The organism is Lacrimispora sp., from assembly GCF_036758025.1.
Taxonomy (GTDB): domain Bacteria; phylum Bacillota; class Clostridia; order Lachnospirales; family Lachnospiraceae; genus Lacrimispora.
On record NZ_DAIOXM010000024.1, the window covers coordinates 1 to 18,699 of the forward strand.

The 18,699-nt window shown below is 36.9% G+C and carries 22 protein-coding genes, 2 pseudogenes and 1 other annotated feature; of the genes and pseudogenes, 4 read left to right on the top strand and 20 right to left on the bottom strand.

Translation table 11 applies throughout. The annotated features are described in order from the left end of the window. Positions 1–40: 40 nt before the first annotated feature. The 11 genes and pseudogenes from V7M78_RS17340 to V7M78_RS17390 form a co-directional block, all read right to left on the bottom strand. The gene (locus V7M78_RS17340) at positions 41–259 is read right to left on the bottom strand and encodes a hypothetical protein (protein ID WP_333651628.1); all 219 of its coding nucleotides are present in this window, start codon (positions 257–259) and stop codon (positions 41–43) included. Between the two features lie 303 nt (positions 260–562). After that, complete coding sequence (locus tag V7M78_RS17345) at positions 563–937, bottom strand: hypothetical protein (protein ID WP_333651629.1); 375 nt, start codon at positions 935–937, stop codon at positions 563–565. A 43-nt stretch (positions 938–980) separates the two neighbouring features. Further along, positions 981–1,124: a hypothetical protein gene (locus V7M78_RS17350; protein WP_333651630.1), complete on the bottom strand. Its 144-nt coding sequence runs from the start codon at positions 1,122–1,124 to the stop codon at positions 981–983. Between the two features lie 51 nt (positions 1,125–1,175). Continuing rightward, positions 1,176–1,748 carry a hypothetical protein gene (locus V7M78_RS17355; protein ID WP_333651631.1) on the bottom strand — a complete coding sequence of 191 codons (573 nt, stop codon included), beginning with the start codon at positions 1,746–1,748 and terminating at the stop codon, positions 1,176–1,178. A gap of 310 nt (positions 1,749–2,058) precedes the next feature. After that, the gene (locus V7M78_RS17360; protein WP_333651632.1) at positions 2,059–2,289 is read right to left on the bottom strand and encodes a hypothetical protein; all 231 of its coding nucleotides are present in this window, start codon (positions 2,287–2,289) and stop codon (positions 2,059–2,061) included. A 53-nt stretch (positions 2,290–2,342) separates the two neighbouring features. Then, entirely contained in the window at positions 2,343–2,756 is a 414-nt protein-coding gene (locus V7M78_RS17365; protein WP_333651633.1) for an SMI1/KNR4 family protein, read from the bottom strand. Between the two features lie 393 nt (positions 2,757–3,149). Beyond that, entirely contained in the window at positions 3,150–3,671 is a 522-nt protein-coding gene (locus V7M78_RS17370) for a lipocalin family protein (RefSeq protein WP_333651634.1), read from the bottom strand. A gap of 501 nt (positions 3,672–4,172) precedes the next feature. Further along, positions 4,173–4,532, bottom strand: coding sequence for a DUF5412 domain-containing protein (locus V7M78_RS17375; RefSeq protein WP_333651635.1), 360 nt, complete (start codon positions 4,530–4,532; stop codon positions 4,173–4,175). 67 nt (positions 4,533–4,599) lie between these two features. Continuing rightward, positions 4,600–4,932, bottom strand: a complete 333-nt coding sequence (locus V7M78_RS17380) for a pyridoxamine 5'-phosphate oxidase family protein (RefSeq protein WP_333651701.1) — start codon at positions 4,930–4,932, stop codon at positions 4,600–4,602. Then, positions 4,916–5,509, bottom strand: coding sequence for a GrpB family protein (locus V7M78_RS17385; protein WP_333651636.1), 594 nt, complete (start codon positions 5,507–5,509; stop codon positions 4,916–4,918). Before V7M78_RS17385 ends, V7M78_RS17380 begins: the two co-directional genes overlap by 17 nt. A gap of 263 nt (positions 5,510–5,772) precedes the next feature. After that, positions 5,773–5,967 (bottom strand): annotated as a pseudogene (locus V7M78_RS17390) (pyridoxamine 5'-phosphate oxidase family protein); the annotation flags it as partial. A 452-nt stretch (positions 5,968–6,419) separates the two neighbouring features. On the opposite strand from V7M78_RS17390, the gene V7M78_RS17395 reads away from it, so the two are divergent. Beyond that, positions 6,420–8,384: a collagen-binding domain-containing protein gene (locus V7M78_RS17395; protein ID WP_333651637.1), complete on the top strand. Its 1,965-nt coding sequence runs from the start codon at positions 6,420–6,422 to the stop codon at positions 8,382–8,384. 166 nt (positions 8,385–8,550) lie between these two features. Here V7M78_RS17395 and V7M78_RS17400 read toward each other — a convergent pair whose 3' ends face one another. From V7M78_RS17400 to V7M78_RS17440, 9 genes are all read right to left on the bottom strand, one after another. After that, the gene (locus V7M78_RS17400) at positions 8,551–8,889 is read right to left on the bottom strand and encodes a hypothetical protein (protein ID WP_333651703.1); all 339 of its coding nucleotides are present in this window, start codon (positions 8,887–8,889) and stop codon (positions 8,551–8,553) included. Between the two features lie 41 nt (positions 8,890–8,930). After that, the gene (locus tag V7M78_RS17405; RefSeq protein ID WP_333651638.1) at positions 8,931–9,281 is read right to left on the bottom strand and encodes a hypothetical protein; all 351 of its coding nucleotides are present in this window, start codon (positions 9,279–9,281) and stop codon (positions 8,931–8,933) included. Between the two features lie 79 nt (positions 9,282–9,360). Next, positions 9,361–9,528 (bottom strand): hypothetical protein, encoded by a 168-nt coding sequence (locus tag V7M78_RS17410; RefSeq protein ID WP_333651639.1) that lies wholly within the window; start codon positions 9,526–9,528, stop codon positions 9,361–9,363. Then, positions 9,525–10,124 (bottom strand): alpha/beta hydrolase, encoded by a 600-nt coding sequence (locus tag V7M78_RS17415; RefSeq protein ID WP_333651640.1) that lies wholly within the window; start codon positions 10,122–10,124, stop codon positions 9,525–9,527. The genes V7M78_RS17410 and V7M78_RS17415 overlap by 4 nt, the downstream gene beginning before the upstream one ends. A gap of 54 nt (positions 10,125–10,178) precedes the next feature. Then, positions 10,179–10,685 carry a GNAT family N-acetyltransferase gene (locus V7M78_RS17420; protein ID WP_333651641.1) on the bottom strand — a complete coding sequence of 169 codons (507 nt, stop codon included), beginning with the start codon at positions 10,683–10,685 and terminating at the stop codon, positions 10,179–10,181. Between the two features lie 295 nt (positions 10,686–10,980). Further along, a complete protein-coding gene (locus V7M78_RS17425; protein ID WP_333651642.1) occupies positions 10,981–11,820 on the bottom strand; it encodes a Rossmann-like domain-containing protein in 840 nt (279 codons plus the stop codon). Beyond that, entirely contained in the window at positions 11,813–12,622 is an 810-nt protein-coding gene (locus V7M78_RS17430; protein WP_333651643.1) for an ABC transporter ATP-binding protein, read from the bottom strand. The genes V7M78_RS17425 and V7M78_RS17430 overlap by 8 nt, the downstream gene beginning before the upstream one ends. Next, on the bottom strand, positions 12,619–13,644 hold the full coding sequence (locus V7M78_RS17435) for a FecCD family ABC transporter permease (protein WP_333651644.1): 1,026 nt from the start codon (positions 13,642–13,644) through the stop codon (positions 12,619–12,621). Before V7M78_RS17435 ends, V7M78_RS17430 begins: the two co-directional genes overlap by 4 nt. Then, entirely contained in the window at positions 13,641–14,825 is a 1,185-nt protein-coding gene (locus V7M78_RS17440) for an ABC transporter substrate-binding protein (protein WP_333651645.1), read from the bottom strand. The genes V7M78_RS17435 and V7M78_RS17440 overlap by 4 nt, the downstream gene beginning before the upstream one ends. Positions 14,826–14,874: 49 nt before the next feature. On the opposite strand from V7M78_RS17440, the gene V7M78_RS17445 reads away from it, so the two are divergent. The 3 genes and pseudogenes from V7M78_RS17445 to V7M78_RS17455 all read left to right on the top strand — a co-directional run bounded on the left by V7M78_RS17445 (position 14,875) and on the right by V7M78_RS17455 (position 18,470). Then, positions 14,875–15,393 (top strand): hypothetical protein, encoded by a 519-nt coding sequence (locus V7M78_RS17445; protein WP_333651646.1) that lies wholly within the window; start codon positions 14,875–14,877, stop codon positions 15,391–15,393. Between the two features lie 30 nt (positions 15,394–15,423). Beyond that, positions 15,424–15,702, top strand: a binding site (T-box leader). Positions 15,703–15,757: 55 nt separating this feature from the next. Then, positions 15,758–17,404 (top strand): annotated as a pseudogene (locus V7M78_RS17450) (2-isopropylmalate synthase); the annotation flags it as partial. A 16-nt stretch (positions 17,405–17,420) separates the two neighbouring features. Then, a complete protein-coding gene (locus tag V7M78_RS17455; RefSeq protein ID WP_333651648.1) occupies positions 17,421–18,470 on the top strand; it encodes an AraC family transcriptional regulator in 1,050 nt (349 codons plus the stop codon). Positions 18,471–18,699: the final 229 nt, after the last annotated feature.

An 18,699-nucleotide genomic window follows, 5' to 3' on the forward strand; every position in this document is an offset into this window, starting at 1 on the left:
AAATCTTATAGCAAAGAGCATCAAATGACACTACGGTAGATTATGTAGCGGTTACATCCCAAATATGATCTGGCATAGTACCTGCAATTTGAATCCCACTAGGTTCAACGGAAGCCCATAAATCAATTTTCTTCCCAATCCATTTTACTTCCTTCTCATTTCCGGCCCAGTATGGCATAGATTTATAAACTTCACTTATTTTATTCCATACTTCTTCAGGCGCAGAATAATGAATATTCAAATTTATATCTTGTTCCATATTTTTTCCTTTCATCAAGTGAAAATTATATCCCGCATACTTCAACATAAATTACAGGTTTGCAGCAATTATTGATAGAGCAAAAATAATGAATATGCCGTAGATAATCTTAACTGCTTTAAATTTGCTTCTCTTGATAGAATATACCAGATAAGCAATCCATACTATGTAGGAAATATAGATTATCCCACGATTGCGAATCAATACAGATAAGAGAAAAGCAGATTTATAACAGTCATTCCTTTTTCTGAATTCAAAACTTCTTTTATTTGTTATAATGAGACCTCCACATTCAAACTGTCACTATTCTTCAAATAAAAAATCTGCGGTATCTGTCCCTTCTTCAAGAATAGTGCATAGCTGTTTATCATCTACACTGATTTTATATGCATAAGTCAGATCGTCATTGATTCCAATGCTATATTTGTATCCAACTACATAGATTGGTGTTTCAGAGGTATAAAACCCATAATATGTTTCTAGGATTTCGCAATTTGAATTAAAGTGGCTCAAGAAAACATCAAATTCTTTGTCCGCATATTTTCTCGCAACAGTGCTTCGATTATAAAATTCTTGCATTGTACTATCTGAATTACTATATGCTTTTTCCTTGGTACAACCGTTTAACAGCAAGCACATTACAAACAAAATAAAAATCAAAACCATATTCTTTCGCATTTTTGCACCACCAATTCAAATTTATATGATAATACCTATAACACTAAACATGCAAAATCCAACCTTTTAAATTTATTGGCGAAGCTGTAACACCTTCCAGTACATACTCTCCATATGGTTGTATCATTATAATTTCACTATTAAAAGCATTCTTATAAAACTCCAGTGCTTCTGCAAATGTACTCATTATCTGCCCCTCGTAAAATTAATGTTAAACCCCTATTCCCAACCAGAACTGTTATTCCAGATTTTGAATGATATAAATAGCTGTTTTGGGTATAGATGATGAATCCATCGGATCTCCAGGGATATTCCCCTGAATTGCAAACTTATAGCTGCCATATTCCCAGGTAGCCAATACATCCTTGTTGTCAATGGAATGCTGCACTTTGACCGGCACAACTTTATTTGATATTGTACGGCCTTCCCATGCCTCATCCAGTGTCCCGTCATAGGCATGGTCCGGTAAATCAAGTTCACCACCATTAGCGACCTGAACCGTGCAATTCGCTTCTGCCATAGCATCGTAATAAGAAATCTTCATACCACTTTCATCCAACTGATATTCTCTTTTTTTTATCCAGTTTGGATTCCAGGGTAACAGAACGGGTATACCAAAGGCATCCATCAGCTCCTCCGGGCTTATTGTTTCTTCCAAATCCGATTCAATATTCTGATTTTCAGCGGGCTTTGTATTTTTTATTTCCTGCATACTGGTTTCTGTCGAAGGTTCTGTAACCGGCTGGTTTTTCGTACAGGCATTTAAATGAAGCATACATAAAACTGTCAGAAATAAAACCATCCTTTTCATGTTCTCCTCTTTTCATTATCATGGAAGTTTAAAAGTGCTGCGAGAGATTCGGGAAGGGCATAGCCACTAAAAACACTGAGTGTGCATTGATATATCTCATCCGTTATTCTTTGTAAAAATCAAATGCTTTTTCATATAATTCTCTGGTTTGCTTTTCATCTCCATACGATAAACAATCATCTGCATAGCTTAATGTATGAAATGGTTCCTGCATACTAATGTCTTTAGGTAATACAGTCCACATTTTGTAACATCTATCAGCAAATTCTCTAATATCAAGTGTATTAGTTTTATAAACTTGATTCATCCCTTAAAATAAAACTTTTCCAAATATATTAGACTCAAAACTACTTACTTCATTTTCAAAATATCTTTTAAGTTTAATGAAAGAAGTATTTAAATCACTGGAACATTCCTCTAATTCCAACAGTATCTCATCATTTGATTCTTCCAAAAACAAGGCATCTAAATGAGCATTGTACTTTTTCTTGGAAATAAAATTAAACGCCCAAAGATATGCATATGCGAATAAAGTATTCATTTTGTTCTCTCAAACTCCTGTTTCATGCAGTTAGCCTTTAAATACCGCCAAACTCAGCCTCCAAAGAACTTATTAAGATTGACTATAAATTCTTGTAAATAATTACCCAAAATCACTTTATCACCTTCATCAATTATGGCAGGGACTGTAAAGTAATTTCCTCTTGTATCTACTCCCAAAAGTTCACCACCGCCATTGGATCCAATAATACAACTATCTGGTAAATATTCTTCAACGGAGTAATCCTCATTTATTTCCGTCAATTCTTCCATCCTGAAAAAAATAACCCAGACATTTCCTGTGTCCCCTTCACCGCCATTGTGTTGTTTCATAAATTCAAGATAATCCCCTGGAAGCTTTACACCATTGATTTCTTTTACCGCTTCACCTTCAAAAGGATTATTAAATGTAAAATCATTCCACACATTGTATTCTATTTCACCAAAAACAGCATTATCAAACATCATTTAGTCACCCCTAATACCGGTTTTCTGTAAATCAAATGATTCAACTGTCTTAATTCCATTTATCATAATTCATCATCCATAGGGCATCCTTTATAATTTTCCTTAAAAATCGTACTGCTATCATAATTCCCCTCAATGCTATCATCAGTGGTTGTGCTGTGGATGCTCGAGGGGCCCTCAGCCGGAGGAACTCATACGTAGGCTCTTTTTTTGCCATACTGAAAGTGAGGTATATTATGCCTCAACAATTTATGACATATCAGCAACAACTTTTATATGAAATGAGGTTTCCTTCAAATTGGTACAAAATAGCCAGAAATTAAAACATTAATTAAAAATCAACATTCTATCATCTAAACTAATCTACTCGTTGCACCATCTTCTACAGCTAAATTAATATTTAGTGTAATATTCATGTATAGGTATTTCGATTATGTCTTTTATGTAATATTCAATCTCTTGAGTTGACCGCAAATATATGGCTGTATTTATAGTGCCGTTGTAAAAATTAAGGGTTATCACATTATCTTGTACACTATAAGTTCCCTCATATCTGTCGGTCTCTTCAGTAGTTATGCCAATGTACCGCTTAAATGTGGCATCATCATTGAAAGTCAATGTTCCACCATACTGTATTCCTGTACCATATAACTCTTGGAGAGAATAGTCCTCACCTGTATTTGCATTTTTGGCATAACTTATCATCCAAGTTCCCATTATGTATTCAGGGACGTTGTCTTTAACAGCAGGCGAGTTTGTAGCACTTGATGTTGTTATTGGCTCTACTTCTGGCGTATTTGTTGGTTTTATTACTTCGGTTGTCATTGACGGATTAGGATTAATGCTGAATCCATTTTCACACCCTGCAAGTATTAAGACCACAATACAGGTTAAAAATATAATAATTTTTCTCATGACACTGCCTCCTATCTTCAATAAGTTCTTTTATAGTCACCATCATAGTTTTCAGTGATTAATACTTCTCTTAAATTATCGTAATTATCAAAGAAATCTGTCATATTTCCATCCATATATTCTTCTAACGGACCAATTATAGATATGCAATGATTTTAGTTTAGAAACGAATTCTATTCTTTCTAAAATCATTCGAATTTTCCGCATATGTTCTATACCTATACATTGGGACTCCTTCTCTAAATTCTTATTTACTTTAACGATATAAGTTACGTGTATTTTAGTACCAAATTTATTTTATATATTCTACTTAAAAAATTTTATATTATTTCTGTCACATTCATCTTTACATGATATACGTCCCTATTTTTTACGAGAAAGAAGTACAACCGATTGCTTTTGACTACCATTCTCTTCGCTATACCTATGCTATGGCATCAAAAAGTGTGGATATATTTGAAAAGGCGGCTTCCATTTGCAATTCACCATAATATAAAGTTTCTAATCATGTCTATAATCATACGTATTTTTTCTAACATCAAGCGTTTTACCGTTGATTCTAACCGTAACATCATCCAACCATTCAATTACAGCTGTTTCCCAACGATATTGCCAATATATATTCTTCTGCCTGTTAGTTTTATTGTTTTTTACGGAACCTAAAACAGCATAAGATGTTGTTGCGCCGCCATTATTTAAATATGCGTACACTGTATATGTACCATTTGGTGACGTAGACTCTGCGATTTGTTCTTGACCTTTTATCCTCTGAATATCAAAAAATACCCAATACACAGCATATCCTGCAATCACACAAACAACTATCAGGATAATAGTCATTTTCTTAAATGTTTTATTCATAATCAGCTTCTCCAATTTGCAAAATTGAAATTTTGCAGTGAATCATTAAAACTGATAAAAATTACAGTTAACTACAAAAATCAATTTCATATCGAGTTCCATGTGACAGTAAAACACCATTTGTGAGTTTAATACAAAGAATACAGGTATTTACGTCATCAAAATTGTTATGCCCATTGTCAATCCATTCAGCAAAGGATTTTCTTAGTTTCTCCGCAATATAGCTATTTTCTTCTTTATCAAAACAGCCCAAATTAACACCCTTTCCATGTGAAGTAAACCAATCCCCTGAAATAGTAACAACCGAATTATTCTCAATCTTCTTCATTTTATTAGAAAGTCCGTACGTAATTATATAAAACGTTCCATTTTCATAATCAGATTTACTGTTCACTTGAATTTATCCGTTCCATAATCTCCTTTATAACTTCAGTTTTTGCATCCGCATAGTTTTGTACATTCCGCCAAACATGTTGAGCAAGATCACGTTTAACGCGTGCATAGTTTTCCCGGTCGGTGTCGTTAGTCCTCAGCCAATCGCGGAAGCGAAGCATTCTTTTGGCCTCAGATGCTCCCGCACTGAACACATGCAAGTTGATATCGGTATCAGGTCCTTTAAACAAACGATGCTCAAACCAATCAGGCTCTCGTATTCGAAGCGTATAGCCAGCTGTTTCCAAAGCTGGAACATAGGACGGTTCATCTGAAGAATCTGCCACGGCCAGCAATATGTCAATGATTGGTTTTGCACATAATCCCGGTATCGAGGTTGATCCCACATGTTCCAACTGTAATACCCTGCAGCCAAGTATAGACTGAATCCTATAGGATTCCTGGTTGAACAATTCTGGCCAATGCGGATCATACTCGATAAGCGTAATAGGGGCATTGTGCAGTTTCAACCCACCTACCGTAACCTTTTGAAGATATTCATCGTTTGCAGATGCGGAATTGTGGCTATTCTCAATGTTTTTCATTTATTCATCCCCTTGTTGATAAGTTTTCCTGATATTAAGAACCTTCAGATCAAATTTGCTCCATAAGTTCCTGTTTATCCATTATGATGTATTCACCTTTGAATACATCATACCATATTTTTTTGCATAGAAAAAGGCATAATTAGCCTTTGGCGTAAACTATACGCTTTTGTAGTTATCGTGGAAAATTTTCTCGGGATAGCAGGGTTTTGCTAATGTCTTCAGCGGCAAATTGAAATTTTGCGGTGAATCATTAAAAATGATTAAAATTGCAGGTAGCTGCAAAAATCAAATTCATATCGAGTTCCATGTGACAGCAAAACACCATCTGTGAGTTTAGTACAAAGAATACAGGCATTTACATCATCAAAATTGTTATGCCCATTGTCAATCCATTCAGCAAAGGATTTTCTCAGTTTCTCCGCAATATCGCAATTTTCTTCTTTGCCAAAATAGCCATCATTATGTTCCCCCGTTAAATTCATATTTATCTTGCTGTTTAACTGGCTAAGCTGTAAGTTCTCTATTTAAGATTTATCCTATACAACTTCCTATTTACTTCATCAATATAAATCGAATGTACTTTGAAACCACATTTATTTTCTTTTATTCTCACCACTCCCATCTTTGCACGATATATGCTATTTTTTCTAAGAAAGCAGTATAACGGTTTCCACATTTGTTGATGCTGTGATTCGGATTCCTGGAAGGCATAATTTGTCCTTGGCAGAACGATTATTATTCCAGCCAAAGCAGACACTAAGTCTCTTTAATGACATATATGAATTTCAGAAATTTATCATAAAATTTTGTTTAATTGCATAGAAAACCGCACAGAACCATTTCCATTAGAATAAACTGAACTGAGAATAAAAATGCGTTGCTATTTAAGCAGTCTTCAGGAGTTTATATGGACAATAACATCTATAATAATCAAGCAATGGCAAGTGCAGGTTTACCTTATGATGATATAAACTGGTATACTATTGCAGGTCAGCCGTTTGGTGCTGCATCCAGATTCAATGTTATTGTATTTAACGATGCAAATAACATTATAGATATTGAAGGGCCTGTAGCAATAGGCGGAAGTTTTTACAGCCCAAGGGGCTTGAGCGTTGGCTTTGTCCGTAGAGGTAACGGAGCAGTCAGTTACTCGCCGGATTTAGTACGCTTCTTAGTTGGCGGTAATGTATCTATGACCGGCCCTTTGGTTGTTATCGGCCATGTGGTTGTCGGCGGTGGATTCCGTGCAGCCAATGGAAGTACTTATTTAATCGGAAAAGATGGCATGACTGATGGAATACAAGAATTAAAATTTTTGTACCAGGCCAATGGGGGCAGTCAATATTGGACACCATCGGATAAGGGTGATCATTATGTGGTTCCCAGTTATGATGTACCAAGATATATACCTGCAAGCAGGATAGGTGCTAACATACCACGTTTCTTTAGTGATGCAAGGGAAAGCATCGGATACTACAAAAACTGTATTGAAGCTTTAACTCCAAATGGAAGTGTAGTAGATAATAATTATGAATGGATTTTAAGGGGTAATGACCCTGTACAGAATGTATTCCTTATCGATGTAAGACCAAATGGTTTAATCAACAAAGGAATACGTGCAGAAGTTCCACAAGGAAGTACGGTCATTGTAAGACTGAGAACGGGAGCAAATGCCCATTTGCAATACGGTGTTTATGGGGAAAGAAATAAGGCGAATCAGACATTGTATTTGTTTGAGGATGCAACTAATATTTATATGGAAAAATCTTCCGATATCTGGGGAAGTATACTGGCACCACAGGCTATGTTCCATGCACATCCTACAGGCGGTCATGTAAGCGGTAATGCTGCCTTAGGAGCATTTGCGGTAAATGCTGACAGCGGCTTTGAATTTCACTATTTTCCATTTGTTGGAGGTGTGATGTGTCAAGCTATAACACCAGCCCCTACAGTTCCGGCACCTGTAGTTCCGGCTCCTGCTGTTCCGGCTCCTGTCGTTCCGGCTCCTGCTGTTCCGGCTCCTGTCGTTCCGGCTCCTGCTGTTCCGGCTCCTGCTGTTCCGACACCTGCTGTTCCAACGCCTGCTGTTCCAGCTCCTGTAGTTCCGGCTCCTGCTGTTCCAGCTCCTGTAGTTCCGGCTCCTGCTGTTCCAGCTCCTGTAGTTCCGGCTCCTGCTGTTCCAGCACCTACAGTTCCAGCACCTGCTGTTCCAGCACCTGCTGTTCCGGCTCCTGCTATTCCAGCACCTGCTGTTCCGGCTCCTGCTGTTCCAGCACCCGCTGTTCCGGCTCCTGCTGTTCCGGCTCCTGCTGTCCCAGCACCTACAGTTCCAGCACCTGCTGTTCCAATCCCAGAAGTACCTCAGGTGAGCCCGACGTGTCCGGCACCGCCACCATGTCCGACACCGCCTCCATGTCCTGCGCCGGAACCATGCCCAACGTGTCCGGTACCACAGCCATGTCCTGCACCGGCACCATGCCCGACACCGCAGCCATGTCCAGTTTGCCCGGTACCGGAAAAGGAATATATTTTCGTTCCAATAGCAATACCTGGAGAGTGTCCCGTGCCAGAACCATGCCCTGTTTGCCAGGAATGCTTGATTAAACCCTGTATTATCACGGGATGTATCTGGGGCTGCCACTGCCAAGATTTCCATGAGTGGGATGTAAAATTATATCAGAGATGCAACGACATCGATACTGTTCTGTACTGTGTACAGATTAACGGTTGTGGCTGCTTTGAATTTACCGTTCCTTATGAAGGCTTTTATATCTTAAAAGTAAGGATGTCTAATAGCTACTGCAAGACATTCCGGTGTAAACCAATCATAATTTTTAATAATATTGGTGTGGCCTGCTTTATGGTTGAATAATTTTATATCAATTTACCGTGTATTAATTTATATTAGGGCTGCTGCATGAGAGGTATACCTTAATTGCAGCAGTTTTTTATTGTATAGGAAAGTTTGCCCTAGTACGAAAGTAAATGTGATCAAGGCAAATGCCTTCAAATACTCTGTGTCAGCAATGTGTAGAGTCCTACAAATTCCAAGAAGCACCTATTACTACGAAGCAAAATAAAAGCAAGACAAATCTGTTTTGATCGCACAACAACCTTACTTTGCAATCTTTATAGTTTGTAAGTAACACTTGAACTTTTTCTGGTAATTTATCAATACTAAAATCATCTTGGGGAAGTATCACTGTATATCCATAAACATATGGTGTGTATTTTCTAGTTATCTCCTCAACGCGTTTTCTCTCCTGATTGATTTTGGCAGGGGTACAATACCTATTTGAATCAGCCAAAGGAGTGTTACCTATACTGGTTTTTTTGTATTTTCTGGCAATTTGATTTAAAACTTCATTGTTTTCCATATAATATATATGAAAGTTAGAGAAACCGATTGATTGGAATATTATTCTTCTTTATTCATTTCTTTCCTTGCTTCAAAAAATTGACCAAGCATAACTCCGACAAAAGAAAGCACTAAAGTAGAATATGTATCTTCTCTCCAAACATCAGCCCAATCAATCCCCCCAGAATCTTTTAATCCGTATGTAATAATGCATCCCCCAAAAGCTATTATCACTACTAAAATACCGTACATTACTCTTCCCATAACAGATGTTGTTTTACCATATTTTTGTACAAAGTGTCCAACAAAAAAAGTTATTATGCCAGCTCCTCCAAGCAGATATGGAAATAACCCAAAAAACACAACCCATAAACTTCTTTTAGTAGCATAACAAAAAACTATAATAAACAATACATATACCACTATTGGAATAAGAACTTTTTTATTATATTTAATGTTTTTCTCCTTTCATCAACAAATCAAAATATATTTACATAGAAGCTGCAAGACTGCTTATTTTCTCATCAAATGCCTGTGCTAATGCCTCTCCATAAATATCTGCTAAAAAGTCACCAAATATTAATTCAAATATATCGGAAAGCACAAAAACCTCTTCTTTTGCAAATTCATATTTGTCGAAGTTATTTTTATTTATCAAATTGCTTTCTTCATCCATTCATTTAAAAAAATAACTTGTTCCTCCGTATGAAACCAATGTTCTCCATTTTTCATTACAGTAAGTGTGGCATTGTGACTTTCAACGAAAGCATCTACTGTTTTATGTGATATAAGATTATCTTTTTCAGCATAAAGAATTTTTGTAGGAATACTCCACTCAATCGGGTTTTTTCTTACATAATTTAGATATTCCCATGATAATGTTTCACCAAAATCAGTTGGTATTTTTCTCTTTTCATAAAGTTCTTGCTCCGTAACATTTGCCCATTGCATCATATCAAGAATGAGTCTTTCCATATCCAATACAGGAGATATAAATAATGCCTTTTCAATTTTGCAGTTTTGTAATGTATGCATTGCCAAATAGGCACCTACACTATTGGCAATTATATAAATATGTTCATGCCCTTTACATGCCTCGTCATATGCTGCCTTAATTTGATTTTGTACAATCCATGGGAAATAATCGTTATAGTCTATTCCAATAATATCGAAGCCAGGACAGTTTTTCTTGTAGTTCTCAGCTTCTAAATAACTTCCGCCTTTTCCGTGAATATATAATATAGCCTTTTCCAAAATATCACCTCCACAAATTCAAATTTTGTCAGCTTTAAGTTATACCCATAATCATCATGTCATTTTTTCACAAATTTCCTTTTTAAGCTTAAATTGCGCCTTATACCGGTCTATGCCTCCTTCAACGGCAACCACATGAAATCCACACTTATTGATATAGAAATGATGATTACGGTAAGATACCGCAGGAGTTTCAGTCTCCCATACAGCAATCTGCGGATATCTATGCTCCACAAAACACCATGCAGTATATCCATAGCCCTTTCCAATTAATTCGCTGTCGATAAACATGTTGCCAAGGAAACCACACTTATGCTTGTCGTCGATAAACAAAATGATTGCACCAATCGCTCTTTCGCCAAGGTTAATGCGGTAGGATACTGCATTTGAGTCAAACCCCCACTTTTCAAGAAAACTTCCATCGTCATAACCAGGCGGATCACCTGCTGTTTTTTGAAAAAAGAGACGAGCATCATCATCAAACGCACGTTTCATAACAGGTATTAAAACTGATATATCTTCTTTTTTCATTAAGCTGAACTCTAATCCATTAAATATCATCTTTCAACCTCCTTGCGATGATATAAATAATCTACAACCATTATATTGACGTCTCCATACAGTGTCAAGGAAAGTTCTGACAATGAAATTGTTAGAATCTTATTGTTACTATTTTTTGGTCGAAACTATTTTACTATCCTCACTTATCATCTCCTTGTATTTTTTAGTTACTTAAAGAAAAAGGGCGCCAGTGGAAAAGTTTTCTTCCACTAGCACCTTATGAACAAGTTCTATAGGTTCCAATATAGATAAATCAAATAATCTCTGTTGGCAAAATACTTTCTCCAATGAGTTTTCAGGCACGACTAAGTTCATAGCAATCCATATAAGATAAATCCATTCCTTCCGGAATCGCTGCAAATGTAGACTTATAAAATGCCTCCTTATCCCTTACCGAAGCACTGAATATATAATTATAGCCAATATCAAACAGATATTCCGGACACAGTTCAGCGCTTGGACCGTAAATGCCTCGGATTTTTGCATTTTTACACATCTTAAGAATATCTCTATAGGTATTATTTACGATTGTGCAGCCAGTCATTACCACGATATCCAGACTCTCCAGTACATCTTTATGCTCAAGGGCATTATTTCCAAGATGCCAGCAGATGTTTTCTGGATATACCTTTGTCTCATTTCCGATTTTATAATTTAAAATCCCCTTGGGATCCCGAAAATCAAAAGCATGAAATTCCTTACATTTTCCAAGAAAAACTTCATTATATAGACCATAGCCTATAATTCCAACCTTTTTATCCTTTACATCATAGTCAAATATGCGCCCCTCTGTCCGAACAATTCCCCTGTCTTCCAGTCTTTCCGCTGAGTTAAATGGCTTGCTTAAAAGATTGCATAAACAGGATGCTACGATTCTAAGTTCGGGATCCGACCGCTCAATCAGTTCGTAAACACATTCATCTGCCGACCTGCCAATTAAAGATTTTAATATTTTCTCATATTCATCAAGTTCTTTTTCCTGCCCCACCCGCAGTGCCATGGATAATCTGTCCTTCGTATCAGACACCATGAACCACCGGTATCCCAGTACAAATTCTTTGACGATTGGCACTGACTCATTATACTTTTTGTAATTTTTCTGTATGATTTCCAATGCTGTACTTAAATCATTCATAACTTTCCTCCTCATTCATAATTGAAATAGGAACAATGCTCTTCACAATACGTTCGTTATATTGAAATTCATTTACCGCAACATTCACATGGAATGCTTTTGAAATATTTTCTTCATTGAGGACATCCTGAGTCTGTCCGTATACATACTCGCCGTTATTATGCAGCATGAGTGCTTCATCAGAAATAGAAATTGCATTGGTCGGATAATGTGTATTCATAACAGCACATATTCCTTTCTCATGAGCCATGCGCTCAATCAGACTGAGCACCAGTATCTGATTATGGAAATCAAGACCTGTTTCCGGTTCATCAAGAACAATGAGGTCAGGTTCATTTATAAGCGCTTTTGCTATAAGCACCATCTGTAACTCTCCCCCGCTCATATGGTTGCAGTCTTTATCTGCCAGCCTTTCTATTCCTATCTGCTTCATTATTTCTTCAGCCATTTCGATATCTTTAATGCCCGGCTGTTCAAAGGCTCCAAGATGTGCACTGCGTCCGAGAACAACCATTTCAAGACCTGTAATGGAAAATGCAAATCCATGGGACTGAGGGATATAGGAAACCTTTGACCACAGCTTTTTTGATTTAATACTTTTTATATCCTCTCCATATAAAAAGCTTTTTCCATCCGCCCAGTCCAGAAGTCCAACCATACATTTTAAAAGTGTTGTTTTCCCTACTCCATTAGGACCAAGCACGGACAGAATCCTGCCCTTATTCAATTTAAAGCTAATATTCTTTAATATCCTTTGTTGATGGGGATATCCGAAACTTCCATTCTGTACTTCAAGTATCAATGTAAACTCCCCCTATTTCTTTTCAGCAGTGATATAAATACTGGTGCTCCAATAATTGCAGTAAGAATGGACAGCGGAAGCTCAATGACACTGATGCTTCTTGAAAATGTATCAATGATGATCATAAAACTGGCGCCAAGGCTGATTCCTACAGGAACCGCATAACGGTTGTTGCTTCCTACAAGCATTCTTGCACAGTGGGGAATTAAAAGTCCGATCCAGCCAACCTGTCCGCACATAGAAACGCATGAAGCTGTTATGACTGTAGCCGCCAGCACGAAAACCAGGCGTGTTTTCTTTAAATCCATTCCGCTGGCTCTTGCCTCATCACTGCTGAGGGATAATATATTTAATTTCCATCTCATCATATATATCACTGCAATGCCTGCAAGTATCAGCGGTGAGCCTACCGCGATTTTTTTATATGAGGCACTTGTAAAGCTGCCCATAAGCCAGTAGGTTATGGCCGGAAGTTTATCTAAAGGATCAGCAGTATATTTTAATAAAGAACCTACCGCATTAAACAATGCTGATATGATCACTCCGGCCAGAACAAGAAATACGACCGACTGCCCATTTCTGTCTCTTGCCAGTATCATCGTAATCCACACGGAAATGAGTCCAAAAGCCAATGCAAGCAGCTGAGTCTGCATAATGCCCATAGACATAATAATGGCAATAATTGCGCCCACACATGTTCCACTTGTAACACCAAGTACATCTGGTGTTGCAAGCGGATTAGAAAAGAGTGACTGGAAAGCATTTCCTGCACAGGTAAGACCGGCTCCGACAATGATTGCCATTACGATTCTCGGTGCCCTTAAATTTATGACAATGGAATAGTTCTGGCTTTGCCGATTCCCCTTTGCCGCATCAGATAAGGTGTTAATAACCTCTCCGATAGAAAGGTTCATTCTTCCTATACACAGGCATATGAGCGCAGTAGCAATTGGCAGTATAATCATTGTCAGTACGGCAACAATTGTAAATTTGTTATGTCTGATCCAAACAGTATTTTTCATTGCAATTGAAGCATTCCCTTCATTTCTTCATCAGTAATTTCGTACCCATAAAAGTTCTGGTAATATTCACATATTACTGTTTCCAGAGGATAGTCCGAAAATTCTTCCGGATAAGTATTATATGCGAGCCAGGCTAATACAAGAGGTGCATCAGGATTAGGGGTGAACCAGTTCCACATACCCAGTGTTGTGTTATATACGCGCTCATCCATTACTGCCTGTATTGTTGAAAAATCTACACCTTCAACTTTATTATCTATTACATCCTGCCTGCCCAGCTTTAGCAGACCAGGACCGTTTAAAAATAATACCTGCGGATTCCAATCATATATTTGTTCAAAGCTGACCTGCGCAAATCCATTGGCCTCCGCTGCCACATTTTTAACTCCAAGATGCTGCAGCCAAAAATCACCGAATACACCTTTACCGGCAACCTGAGGAACACCGTCAATCAGCTTAAATAAAATCATTGCACTGGGACGCTTATCCTCCGGAATATTTTCTATTCTGGTTTCCACATCTTCAACGATCTTATTGCCTGCTTCAAGAAAACCATCCATCTTGCCCTTCTCTCCAAATACATCTTCAAGAAGCTTCAGCCACTGCTCATACCTTTCTATTGGATCTGCAGGGGAATCTGCGCCCACTGTCGCAAATCCTACTGACGGAATTCCACTTGAGGCCAATATTTCCGCATGCTCTTTATTGTTTGCATTATAAAGAATCACATCCGGTTTAAGCTTTATGATCTCCTCTATATTCAGATCTGACTGTGCATATACGGTATCTGATGATTCAAGCAGCTCAGGTGCAATGTTCTTTAATGCTGTTTCTGATATGGTTTCCTTAAAGGAACCGCTGTACCCGACAATATGGGGAGCTGAGCCTTCAAAATATGCCATGTATGTAGACAATATCGGAATTTGGTCGATTACAATACGTTCTATCTTATCCGGAACTTCAACCTGATTTCCACCATGGTCCACTACCATATGAGTTCCCGGCTTCTCATTACCTGCTTTGGTTTCTGTTTCATTTTCCTCAGCAGCAGTTACTGATTCTTCAGAAGTGGTTTCTGCCACTGACTGGGCAGCTGTATTATTATTCGTATTTGAAGCACATGCTGTTAATAGCAATACTGATGCAAATAAAAGTGACGCTGTTTTTAATCTTAATCTCATAATGTCCTCCTCATTTTGTTAGTTTGAACTAACTCATATGTAAGTCTACATGAAAAAAAGGATTATTTCCGTTGCTGCTGCAACCAAATTAATCCTCTTATTGGTGTTTATTTATTATGAACGCATTTTTTCTATAATCTGCAGGGCTCTTTTGATAGCTTACTCTTTTCAACACCAAGATAATCTGCTCCAATACGAGAATTTGAAGAAAAAAGCTCAAGCGGCAGCAGATACTTTTAATCAGCATTCTACTGAAATCGAAGCCACTGAAAAGCGGATGGCTGAAATAGCTGTCCTTAAAAAGCACATCATCAATTATGCTAAAACCCGTAACCTCTTGACCTGTGATTTTTTTAGCTCACAAAGTGAGCGTAGTTACACAATCTTCAGTGAGAATTGGGGATACTCCCTAACAAGCATATATGCCAGAAATCCCACAAGAGAATTTTGTGCAAAATCGCAAGGTGTACCACCTTGCCCTGCTTGCCATTATAGCTTTTTCAAATTCAACAGGTATATAAAACATCAATTTATAAAGATATATCCCTCACTGGACAGTTTCTTTTGAATCTGATATTATAAGAAGAAATTAAATATTGAAAATGCTGAGAAGAGGATTAGTATCTGTAAACTGGTTTCAGAAAGTTGCTGGTTGATGCGAAGCAATAAAAGGAATACAGAGAACTCACCTTTGAGCAGTCTTAGTCAAATTTAAATATACACTTTTGTAGAAATTAGAGAGTAGCTAAGAACGGAAAACCCACCGTTACTGGGGGAAGGATATAAGGCATTCGTGCCCGTATCTGAATAAGTGCATAATACTTAGGTATTATGAATCGGAGTGGTACCGCGTAAGATTAAGTCTTTCGTCTCCTTGGCAGATTGCCGGAGATGTAAGACTTTTTTTATTATTATTAAGGAGGAAATATATTATGTTTAATTATCAAAAATATGAAAAAAATTTCTTTTTACCCCCTGTTATTTCTTATGATTGGGTAAAAAAAGAGTCAATCGACGAAGCACCCATATGGTGCAGCGTGGATTTAAGAGATGGAAATCAGGCATTACCTACTCCAATGACATTACAGGAAAAACTTGAAATGTATCAAATGTTATTAGACATTGGATTTAAAGAAATCGAAGTGGCATTTCCGGCTGCTTCGGATACGGATTTTCAATTTTTGAGAACGCTGATTGAAAACAAAATGATTCCGGAAGATGTCACTATTCAAGTAATAACTCAAGCAAGAGAGCATATTATTCGTAGAACTTTTGAAGCTTTGGACGGTGTCCCTAAAGCGATAGTTCATTTGTACAATTCAACGTCTGAAGCCCAACGTAGGCAGGTATTTAATAAATCAAAAGAAGACATTAAAAAGCTTGCTGTTGACGGTGCTATTTTATTTAAGCAGATGGCTGAAAAAACAAAGGGTGATTTTTATTTTCAGTATAGTCCTGAGAGTTTTCCGGGAACGGAGGTTGACTATGCTCTCGATATTTGCAATAGTGTTATAGAGATTTGGAAGCCCACACGCAATCATAAAGCGAATATTAATATTCCAACCACTGTTGAGAATGCTATGCCTCATATTTACGCAAGTCAGTTGGAGTATATTAACAACAATTTGTTGGATAGAGATTCTATCGTATTATCCATTCATCCTCATAATGACAGAGGTTGTGGTGTATGTGATGCAGAGTATGGAATATTAGCCGGAGCGCAGCGCGTCGAAGGTACACTTTTTGGAAATGGAGAACGTACAGGAAATGTTGACCTCATTACAGTAGCCATGAATATGTATTCACAAGGCGTAGACCCGAAATTGAATTTCAGTAATATGAATCACATATGCGATACATATAAGCGTTTAACAAAGATGTCCATTCCAGAAAGACAACCATATTCAGGTTCACTTGTCTTTACAGCTTTTTCAGGTTCTCACCAAGATGCAATTTCTAAAGGAATGAAATATCGTGAACAGGAAAAAATGGAGAAATGGGAGGTTCCTTATATTCCTGTGGACCCTGCCGACTTGGGAAGGAACTATGAAACCGATGTAATTCGTATCAATAGTCAATCTGGAAAAGGTGGTATAGGTTATATACTGCAAAATGCTTATGGTATTAAAATGCCATATAGGATGAATGAGGAACTTGGATATTTTGTAAAGAAGGTATCAGATAGAGAAAACAAAGAACTTTCTACGGAGGAAATATATCAAATATTCAAACAACAATACATTAAATTTTTCCCTGAATTCAAAATCGAAAATATCAAAGTTAACATTGAAGAATCACATGAAGCTTTATTAACAATATTACAAAACGATAATCAAATGCTTATAAAAGGTCATGGAAATGGCAGCCTTGATGCAATCAGTAATGCATTAAAAGAACATTTTTCTGTGGATTATGATTTAGAAATATATGAAGAACATTCTATGGGAAAAAATTCATTGGCGTTAGCTTCCGCTTATATCGGAATCTGCAAAAACGGAAAATTATACTGGGGAGCAGGAATAGATAAAGATATTATAAAAGCATCTGCTTATGCCTTGTCAATCGCAATTAACAAATTATTAGGAGATTAAGATAATGAATAATAATAAATTAGATAAAAGTGAGGTGATGCAGCATTTAAAAAAATATAATGATAGCGAAATTTTTTATCAGCAATATGCTTTGCTTCAAAATGACAAAGAAGCTTTAAATCATTTTATACAGCAATATGATCAAACTACTTTAAGACAAAAAAGAATTTATATAAAAGAAATATTACAAAAATCTTATAAAGAGTTTGAAGATGAGTCAGCTATGTGGGACAATCAGGATGATATTTACATTGAAAAATACTGCCGTTTTATGCCTCGTATTTCCGCAATACATGACTATTTTGAAATCGTGTATGTTGTAGAAAGTAATATAGATATTGACATTGGAGAAAAAAGCATAACCTTAAAATCGGGTGATGTCTGCTTTATATCTCCGGGGATTCTTCATAGTCCGCATATTATGGAAAAAACAATAGCGTTGCAAATGATTGTCCGAAAAAGCACATTTCGTCAGGAGTTTTTTCGATGCTTAACGGGAAACAGCGTGATTTCAGATTTTTTTCTGAATGCCTTATATTTGCAAAACGAAGGCAGCGTCTTATTGTTTCACATGAGTTCGGACGAAGAAATCAAAAATATATTTTTTCAGATGTACCTAGAGAACCACAATAGATATGTTCGATACCAAAATATCTTAAATAACCTTTTTGAGATTTTATTATGTCATTTGTTACGATGTGATTCTTCCAACATTGAAATCAAGCAGACTTGCCAAAAGGCTGATTCTCGTATTACTCAAATTCTACAGTATATTGAAAATAACTGTAAAAGGATCACAATTGCAGATTTATCAAAGGAATTTCATCTATCCGGTCCATATTTGTCAAAGTATATAACAAACAAAACAGGGAAAGCATTTAGTCATATTTTACAAGAAATAAGATTGGAAAAAGCCCGTAATATGTTATGCTCCAGTAATCTTCGGGTTGAAGATATTGCCGATTCTGTTGGCTATCGCAATGTAGAACATTTTATTCGACTTTTCAAACATAAATATTGTAAGACACCAAACCAATTTCGCAAAAGTAAATAAATTCAATACCCGCCAAATAAAAAAAGTAGATTTGGCGGGGCTATACTTGTGCCTGATATTTTACAATATGCCTTCCATTTCTGACAAAATTGGAAGGTGTATTTTTATGGTAAGCGCCTAAATTTCGGGCAGTAGTCCGATTTTGTTGTTGAGGATTTTGGTAATGGGTAGTTTTTTACTCCCAAAACTCAGGCGTTCTTAAACCTCGAATAATTGCCCCATCATCTTT

Bases quoted from the DNA above. Each gene is read 5' to 3' on its own strand.
- V7M78_RS17400 (WP_333651703.1), bottom strand. From the start codon at position 8,889: ATGGAAAACAATGAAGTTTTAAATCAAATTGCCAGAAAATACAAAAAA.
- V7M78_RS17365 (WP_333651633.1), bottom strand. From the start codon at position 2,756: ATGATGTTTGATAATGCTGTTTTTGGTGAAATAGAATACAATGTGTGG.
- V7M78_RS17350 (WP_333651630.1), bottom strand. From the start codon at position 1,124: ATGAGTACATTTGCAGAAGCACTGGAGTTTTATAAGAATGCTTTTAAT.
- V7M78_RS17455 (WP_333651648.1), top strand. From the start codon at position 17,421: ATGAATAATAATAAATTAGATAAAAGTGAGGTGATGCAGCATTTAAAA.
- V7M78_RS17445 (WP_333651646.1), top strand. From the start codon at position 14,875: ATGAAAAAAAGGATTATTTCCGTTGCTGCTGCAACCAAATTAATCCTC.
- V7M78_RS17395 (WP_333651637.1), top strand. From the start codon at position 6,420: ATGGACAATAACATCTATAATAATCAAGCAATGGCAAGTGCAGGTTTA.
- V7M78_RS17440 (WP_333651645.1), bottom strand. From the start codon at position 14,825: ATGAGATTAAGATTAAAAACAGCGTCACTTTTATTTGCATCAGTATTG.
- V7M78_RS17435 (WP_333651644.1), bottom strand. From the start codon at position 13,644: ATGAAAAATACTGTTTGGATCAGACATAACAAATTTACAATTGTTGCC.
- V7M78_RS17355 (WP_333651631.1), bottom strand. From the start codon at position 1,748: ATGAAAAGGATGGTTTTATTTCTGACAGTTTTATGTATGCTTCATTTA.
- V7M78_RS17420 (WP_333651641.1), bottom strand. From the start codon at position 10,685: ATGATATTTAATGGATTAGAGTTCAGCTTAATGAAAAAAGAAGATATA.
- V7M78_RS17375 (WP_333651635.1), bottom strand. From the start codon at position 4,532: ATGAATAAAACATTTAAGAAAATGACTATTATCCTGATAGTTGTTTGT.
- V7M78_RS17345 (WP_333651629.1), bottom strand. From the start codon at position 937: ATGCGAAAGAATATGGTTTTGATTTTTATTTTGTTTGTAATGTGCTTG.
- V7M78_RS17360 (WP_333651632.1), bottom strand. From the start codon at position 2,289: ATGAATACTTTATTCGCATATGCATATCTTTGGGCGTTTAATTTTATT.
- V7M78_RS17385 (WP_333651636.1), bottom strand. From the start codon at position 5,509: ATGAAAAACATTGAGAATAGCCACAATTCCGCATCTGCAAACGATGAA.
- V7M78_RS17370 (WP_333651634.1), bottom strand. From the start codon at position 3,671: ATGAGAAAAATTATTATATTTTTAACCTGTATTGTGGTCTTAATACTT.
- V7M78_RS17425 (WP_333651642.1), bottom strand. From the start codon at position 11,820: ATGAATGATTTAAGTACAGCATTGGAAATCATACAGAAAAATTACAAA.
- V7M78_RS17340 (WP_333651628.1), bottom strand. From the start codon at position 259: ATGGAACAAGATATAAATTTGAATATTCATTATTCTGCGCCTGAAGAA.